The sequence below is a fragment of the Kineococcus sp. G2 genome, from assembly GCF_037154035.1.
GTDB lineage: Bacteria > Actinomycetota > Actinomycetes > Actinomycetales > Kineococcaceae > Kineococcus.
Genome location: NZ_JBBBEM010000101.1, coordinates 24,715 through 31,784 on the forward strand (window position 1 = coordinate 24,715; position 7,070 = coordinate 31,784).

5 protein-coding genes and 1 pseudogene are annotated in these 7,070 nt (G+C 74.7%); 1 reads left to right on the forward strand and 5 read right to left on the reverse strand.

The genetic code is table 11. The annotated features are described in order from the left end of the window. Positions 1-33 precede the first annotated feature (33 nt). Positions 34-1,374: an ABC transporter substrate-binding protein gene (locus V9U69_RS14860; RefSeq protein WP_337062630.1), complete on the reverse strand. Its 1,341-nt coding sequence runs from the start codon at positions 1,372-1,374 to the stop codon at positions 34-36. A 293-nt stretch (positions 1,375-1,667) separates the two neighbouring features. Continuing rightward, complete coding sequence (locus tag V9U69_RS14865; RefSeq protein ID WP_337062631.1) at positions 1,668-3,224, reverse strand: hypothetical protein; 1,557 nt, start codon at positions 3,222-3,224, stop codon at positions 1,668-1,670. 119 nt (positions 3,225-3,343) lie between these two features. On the opposite strand from V9U69_RS14865, the gene V9U69_RS14870 reads away from it, so the two are divergent. Then, entirely contained in the window at positions 3,344-4,174 is an 831-nt protein-coding gene (locus V9U69_RS14870) for an oxidoreductase (protein ID WP_337062632.1), read from the forward strand. Positions 4,175-4,447: 273 nt separating this feature from the next. Here the strand turns inward: V9U69_RS14870 and V9U69_RS19370 are convergent. From V9U69_RS19370 to V9U69_RS14885, 3 genes and pseudogenes are all read right to left on the reverse strand, one after another. After that, a pseudogene (locus V9U69_RS19370) lies at positions 4,448-4,531 on the reverse strand (RNA-binding S4 domain-containing protein); the annotation flags it as partial. A gap of 16 nt (positions 4,532-4,547) precedes the next feature. After that, complete coding sequence (pgm, locus tag V9U69_RS14880; protein WP_337062633.1) at positions 4,548-6,203, reverse strand: phosphoglucomutase (alpha-D-glucose-1,6-bisphosphate-dependent); 1,656 nt, start codon at positions 6,201-6,203, stop codon at positions 4,548-4,550. After that, positions 6,200-7,003, reverse strand: coding sequence for a YoaK family protein (locus V9U69_RS14885; RefSeq protein WP_337062634.1), 804 nt, complete (start codon positions 7,001-7,003; stop codon positions 6,200-6,202). The genes pgm and V9U69_RS14885 overlap by 4 nt, the downstream gene beginning before the upstream one ends. Positions 7,004-7,070 lie beyond the last annotated feature (67 nt).

Sequence of the window (7,070 nt, forward strand, 5' to 3'; positions counted from 1 at the left end):
CGACCGGGGTCTGAGCGCCTCCCCGCACCGGGATCAAGCGGACTCGACGGACGTGGTCAGCTCCTCGACCATCGCCTCGGCCGCGGCCCGCGGCTCCTGGCGGCCGAAGAGCACGTCGGAGCCGTAGCGCAGCACCATCGCCTGCACGGTGCTGGCACCCTTGGGTGCGCTGGTCGGTGCCGGGCCGACGTCCTCGGCGAGGGACTCGACGTAGGCGACCGCGGACGCGTCGGCCTCGGACAGCTTCGGGGTGATGCGCTCGCGGATCTCGGGGTTGGCGGGGATGCCGCGCTCGGTGAGCAGCAGGTCGCCGGCCACGGTGGAGTTCTCCAGGAAGTCCACGAACGTGGCCGCCGCTTCCGGGTGGCGGGTGCGCGAGGAGATCGACCAGTACATCGCTGCCTTGTAGAACAGCCCGCTCGGCCCGTCGGCGCTCTGCCGCGGCGGCCGCAGCAGCTTCAGGAGCGAGCCGCGCGCGTTGGAGAAGGCGGTGACCTGCGTGGCCCACACCAGCTGCATGCCGATGGTGCCCAGCGCCATGCCGGACTGGTCGAGCCCGAGGGACTGGCTCTCCACAGCCAGCGTGGCGGGAGCAGCGCCCCCGGAGGCGATGGTTCCCAGGTGGTAGTCCCACCACGAGGCCACCACCTCCGGGTCGAGGGTGACGGCTCCGGAGGAGTCGTAGAAGGAGTTGCCCAGCTGCTGGCCCCACAGCGCCAGCCCCGGCTCGTCCAGGCCGCCCGTCTGGATGCCGTAGGTGCCGGGCGGGCTCGCCTGGCTGATGGCGGTGCCGATGCGCTCGAAGTCGGCCCACGTCCACGTCGTGTCGTCCGGCAGCTCCTGCCCGGCCGCCGCGAAGAGCTCGGGGTTGACCAGGACGGCGTGCGGCACGATGCCGTTCACCAGGCCGAAGAGGCCCTCGTCGGTCCGCCCGGTGGCGAGGTTCTCCGGGTCGATGGAGCTGGTGTCCACCTGCTCCACCTCGGACAGGTCCATCAGCGCGCCGCGGTCGGCGTAGGAGCGCAGCTGGATGACGTCCATCTGGATGACGTCCGGGGCGTCGTTCGCCGCGACGGTGGTGGCCAGACGGTCCCAGTAGCCGGCCCACTCGGTGAACTCGCCCTTGACCTGGATGCCGGGGTGCTCGGCGTTGAACGCGTCGATGATCTGCTGGGTGTACTGGTGGCGGGTGTCGGAGCCCCACCAGGTGAAGCGCAACTGCGCGGGCTCGTCGCCGGAGACGCTGCCGGAGCCGCCACCACAGGCGGTCAGGCCGGTGGTCACCGCGGTACCGGCCAGGCCGGCGCCGAAGGCGCGGCGCGAGAGGGGCCGGCCGGTGGTGGTCGATGTGCCCGGCGTCGTCGACGGATTCATCGGTTCTCCTCGTGCGTGGTGGGACCTCGCGGATGGGGGACTGCTCGCCGCCGGTGGTGGTGACGCGTTCGATGAGAACTCCTGGCCGGAGGACCGGAAGGTCAGCGGGCTCGAGGGTGGTCCGCGGCAGCTCCAGTCGTCATCGACCGCACCTAGGGACAGCGTTTACCGTCGTCACCCTACCAACTCCGAGCATGAAGGGAAGAGGGTCGCCGGAAGTCCCGAGGGGCGGCTCGGCCGCGCGTCGGGGCTCCGCTGCGAGCGCTCGAGGTGAGGGAGGAACCGGGCACCGTTCACTGGTAGGAGACGAACACCGGTGACGGGTCCACCGCGACGGTCTCGGCCGGCGTGAACGTCGGGTCGTCCTCGTCGAGGAAGTTCTTCCACCCCCACACCAGCCCGGGCGGGCCCTGGGACGTCAGGACCCCGTAGGTGGCCTCCTTCATGCCCGGCGTGCCGTGACCGTCGGCGTGCACGACGGTGACGAGCTCGTCCCGGCCGGTGTTCACGGACTCGCGGTCGCGCACCATGGAGGTGCGGAACTGGTGCAGCAGGAACACCTTCTGCGGCAGGGAGTTCTCGCGCACCAGCTGCGCCAGCCAGTCGCCGACGGCGTTCACCTCGTCCGCGCCCACCGAGCCGATCTGGCGCAGGTGCACCTGGCCGGGCGCCAGCCGCCACTCCGGGTCCAGGGCGAGCCCGACGTGCGGTCGGCGCAGCAGCGACTCGTAGCGCTTCGCCTGCGTGAGGAAGTCGGAGCGTCCCGGCTGCAGGTCCAGGACGACGGAGACGCCCGCCGCGCCCGCGGCGTCCACCCACTCCTCCAGCTCGGCGGGGTCCACCTCGTTGGAGTAGTTCCCGTCCGGGCCCGGCGAACCGGAGGCCACCGTGGTGATGATCTCCAGCGTGGGCACCGCCGGCCGCTCGTCGAGACCGTCGTAGCGGCTCGCGACCTCCCGGGCCCGCTCCAGGGTGGCCTCCAGCGGCTGCTCGCCCATGAGCCCCAGGCTGGGGGCGCCCGGGTGCCCGTACAGGGCGATCAGGCGGCGGCCCTCCAGCGGCAGCTGCCCACCGCCCGGCACCTGCACCCCGGTCAGGGCGGTCCCGACGCGGCCGTCGAACACGTCCGGCGTGGCGAACGCCGGCCCCAGCCCCACCACGTGCTGCGGCGCGGCGGCGTGCAGGGCCTCGACGACGGCGCCGTCGGCGCGCGGGTCCCCCGCGGGTGCGGTGACCACCTGCACCCCCACGGCGCGGGCCGTCGCGGTGGCGGCCGCCTCCCAGGGGGCGCCCGTCACCAGCAGCACCGTCCCGGTGGAGCGTCCCGGGGCAGCGGTGCGGGGCTCCCCGGCCTCCTCCACGTCGGGGTCCCCGCGCTCGGTCAGCGCCTGCTCGGCCCACGCGGCGGCCGCCCCGCCGACCGTGAGGACCTCCTCCGCGCCGAGCCGGCGCACCTCCGCGGCCGTCGCGGCACCGGGCAGCAGCAGCGGCACCCCCAGCCCCGCCGCGACCGCGGCCCCCCGCTCCAGCGACGCGGGGTCGTCGGCGGCCACGACCACCGACGGGCTGCTGCTCAGCAGGTGGGCGCTGAGCGCCACGGCCGCCTCCGGGCCGGTGGACGCGGCCAGCACGGCGCTGCGCCCCGACGGCTGCGCCAGCGCGGCGCCGGACGAGGTGGCGGCCGAGGCGCCGCTGCGCTGCCCCGCGCCCGCGGCGCCGCGCTCCTCGGCGGCGGAGGAGGTGCAGGAGGTCAGGGCGAGCGCCAGGACGAGCAGGCCGCTTGCTGTGCGTGCGCGGATGACGTGCTCCCGGGGTCGCGGATCGGACCGTTCGTGCGCACAGCCTGCCACCTCGCGGGCCCGGCCCCCGCGACGTCGGCGGGTCGCGGCCGGCTGGCGCGTCGCACCCCGCGGGTGAGACTGGACCGGGCCCGGCGGGCCGGGCCCCACCGCGACGAGAGGACCCCGACGTGCCCACCTGGTTCATCACCGGCTGCTCCACCGGCCTCGGCCGCTCGCTCGCCGAGGCGGTCCTCGCCGCCGGCGAGAACGCCGTCGTCACCGCCCGCGACGTGGAGCGGGTGCGCGACCTGGAGCGGCAGCACCCCGGCACGGCCCTGGCGCTCGCGCTGGACGTCACCGACCCCGCGCGGGTGGCCGAGGCGGTGCGCAGCGCCGAGGAGCGCTTCGGCGGCGTCGACGTGCTCGTCAACAACGCCGGGTACGGCTACCGCGCCGCCGTCGAGGAGGGCGACGACGCCGACGTGCGCCGGCTGTTCGACACCCACGTCTTCGGCGCGGTCGACCTCGTCAAGGCGGTCCTGCCCGGGATGCGCGAGCGCCGTTCCGGCTCGATCGTCAACCTCTCCTCCATCGGCGCGCACGTGTGCCCGCCGGGCTCCGGCTACTACGCCGCCGTCAAGGCCGCCCTGGAGGCGCTGTCCACGTCGATGCGCCAGGAGCTGGCGCCGCTGGGGATCAACGTGACGATCGTCGCCCCCGGCGGTTTCCGCACCGACTTCGCCGGTCGCTCCCTGACGCAGTCCGCCGAGGCGATCGCCGACTACGCCGAGACCGCCGGCAAGCGCCGCAAGGAGCACGACACCGTCCACGGCACCCAGCCCGGCGACCCCGCGAAGGCCGCGCAGGCGATCATCACCGCGGTGCGATCGCCCGAACCGCCCGGGCGGCTGTTCCTCGGCGCCGACGCGGTCACCGCGTTCCGCGGCGTCCTCGACGCGCAGCGTGCGGAACTGGACGCGTGGGAGGAGCTCAGCACGAGCACCGGCTTCGACGCGTGAGGCGCCGCGCAGCCGGTCCATCTCGCGCCGGTCCCGCTTCGTGGGGCGCCCGGCACCGCGGTCGCGGTTGCCGAACGCCCCGAAGAACTCGTCCTTCGGCGGCGGGGGAGGGGAGTTGTCGACGTAGGCCTTCACCGCCACCGGCGCACCCACCCGCTTGGTCAGCGGATGCACCACCTCGAAGACCCTCTCGTAGCCCTCGGCGCGCACCCGCACCTCGTCGCCGGGCACCACCTTCGTGGCGGGTTTCGCGCGCTCGCCGTTCACGCGCACGTGCCCCGCCCTGACGGCGCTCGCGGCGACCGAGCGGGTCTTGTACAGCCGCACCGCCCAGACCCACTGGTCGATCCTCGTCATCCCCGCCCCCTCGTGATCACGACGCCGAGAGGACCCCGTCGACGAGCTCCTGCGCCTCGGACTGCACCCGGCGCAGGTGGTCGGCGCCCTTGAAGGACTCCGCGTAGATCTTGTAGACGTCCTCGGTGCCGGAGGGGCGCGCGGCGAACCAGGCGTTCTCGGTGACGACCTTCAGCCCGCCGACCTTCGCGCCGTTGCCGGGCGCCTCGGTGAGCTTGGCGACGATGCGCTCGCCGGCGAACTCCTCGGCGGTGACCTGGTCGGCGGACAGCTTCGACAGGGTCGCCTTCTGCTCGCGGGTGGCGGCGGCGTCGCTGCGCACGTACTGCGGCGCGCCGTGCTGCGCGGTCAGGTCGCCGTAGTGCTCGCTGGGGGTGCGGCCGGTGGTGGCGATGATCTCCGAGGCCAGCAGCGCCAGGAGGATGCCGTCCTTGTCGGTGCTCCACACCGACCCGTCGCGGCGCAGGAACGACGCACCGGCGCTCTCCTCGCCGCCGAAACCGACGGAGGAGTCCAGCAGGCCAGGCACGAACCACTTGAACCCGACGGGAACCTCCAGCAGCGTGCGGCCCAGGTCCTCGGCCACCCGGTCGATCATCGAGCTGGACACCAGCGTCTTGCCGATCGCGGCGCCGGCCGGCCAGCCGTCGCGGGTGGAGAACAGGTACCGGATCGCCACCGCGAGGTAGTGGTTGGGGTTCATCAGGCCGGCGTCGGGGGTGACGATGCCGTGCCGGTCGGAGTCGGCGTCGTTGCCGGTGGCGACCTGGAACTCCGAGCGGCGGTCGATGAGCGAGTGCATCGCCGACGGGGAGGAGCAGTCCATGCGGATCTTGCCGTCCCAGTCCAGCGTCATGAACCGCCAGGTCGGGTCCACCAGCGGGTTCACGACCGTCAGGTCCAGGCGGTGCCGCTCGGCGATCGCCTGCCAGAACTCCACGCTCGCGCCGCCGAGGGGGTCGGCGCCGATGCGCACCCCGGCGGAGCGGATCGCGTCGATGTCCAGCACGTTCGGCAGGTCGTCGACGTAGGTGCCGAGGAAGTCGTAGCCCTGCGCGGCGGCGCGCGCCCTCGCGAACGGGACCCGCCGCACGCCGTCCAGCCCGGCCTCGAGGTAGGCGTTGGCCCTCTTCGCGATCCAGCCGGTGGCGTCGGTGTCGGCGGGGCCGCCGTTCGGCGGGTTGTACTTGAAGCCGCCGTCGCGCGGCGGGTTGTGCGAGGGGGTGACCACGATGCCGTCGGCGAGGCCGGGCCCGGTGGTGCGGATGCGCGCACCGTCCCGGTTGGCGCGCAGGATCGCGTGCGACACGGCCGGGGTCGGGGTCCAGCTGTCGCGGTCGTCCACGAGGACGGTGACGTCGTTGGCGGCCAGCACCTCCAGCGCGGACGTCCACGCCGGCTCCGACAGGGCGTGCGTGTCGCGGCCGAGGAACAGCGGGCCGTCGTAGCCCTGCTCGCGGCGGTGGTCCACGATCGCCTGGGTGGTGGCGAGGATGTGCTGCTCGTTGAAGGCGCCGTCCAGGCTGGAGCCGCGGTGCCCGGAGGTGCCGAAGGTGACGCGCTGGCCGACGTCGGAGGGGTCCGGGGTCACCGCGTAGTAGGCCGTCACGACGTGCGCGACGTCGATGAGGTCGGAGGCTTCGGCGTGCTGGCCCGCGCGCGGGTTCGTCATGGTCCCTCTTCCGTGCCGGTGGCGTCCTGGGGTGCGGGTCGATGCTGCACCCGCACGCCCCACCCTGCCAGCCCTCCCCTCCTCGCGGGCCCGGCCGCCGGAGGGTGCGCGCGGGCGTGCCGGTGCCCCAGCCCCGCGCAGACCAGGGCGATCGCCGCGGCGGCGACCAGGCCGGCGCCGACGTGCCAGCGCAGCAGCCCCGCGCCCGCGGCGGCACCGGCGAGGATGAGCAGCACCGCGCCCAGCCGCCGCCGCCACCCCTCGCCCGTGCCGCCGGCCAGGCGGGAGTCCGCGGCCAGCCCCGTCAGCGTCGACGTCACCACGACCGTGGTGACGTCCTTCACGGCCAGCCGGCGCGCGGCGGCCGCCTGCGCGCCCATCAGCAGGCCCAGGGTGGCGGTGACCGCCAGCGCGGCCGGTGGCGGCGTCGCGCCCTCCCGCACGGGCACCGCGTCGCCCAGACCGGCGACGACCCCGGCCAGCACGGCGAGCCCGGCACCCACGAGCGCCACCACCACGGTGGTGCCCGTCGTCCACCCCCGCGCCGCCCGGCGCAGCACCCGACCCACCAGCACCGCCCCCAGCACGAACGTCACCAGGGCCAGGACGGGGCCGAGCACGGGCAGGTCCTCAGCGCCGGTGAGGCCCATGCCGAGGATCACCACGTTGCCGGTCATGTTCGCGGTGAACACCCGGTCCAGCCCCAGGTACCCGACGGCGTCGACGATCCCGGTGGAGAACGTCAGCGCCAGCAGCAGCCCCAGGTGCCAGGAGGCGGGTCGAGCGGGAGGGCGGGCCACGCCCCGACCGTAGTCACCGGCGCGGCGGGGGCGGAACGGGCGGAGGGGGGGGGGGGGGGGGGGGGGG

Excerpts from the sequence above, each read along its gene's own strand:
- V9U69_RS14860 (WP_337062630.1), bottom strand. The coding sequence starts at position 1,374 with ATGAATCCGTCGACGACGCCGGGCACATCGACCACCACCGGCCGGCCC.
- pgm (WP_337062633.1), bottom strand. The coding sequence starts at position 6,203 with ATGACGAACCCGCGCGCGGGCCAGCACGCCGAAGCCTCCGACCTCATC.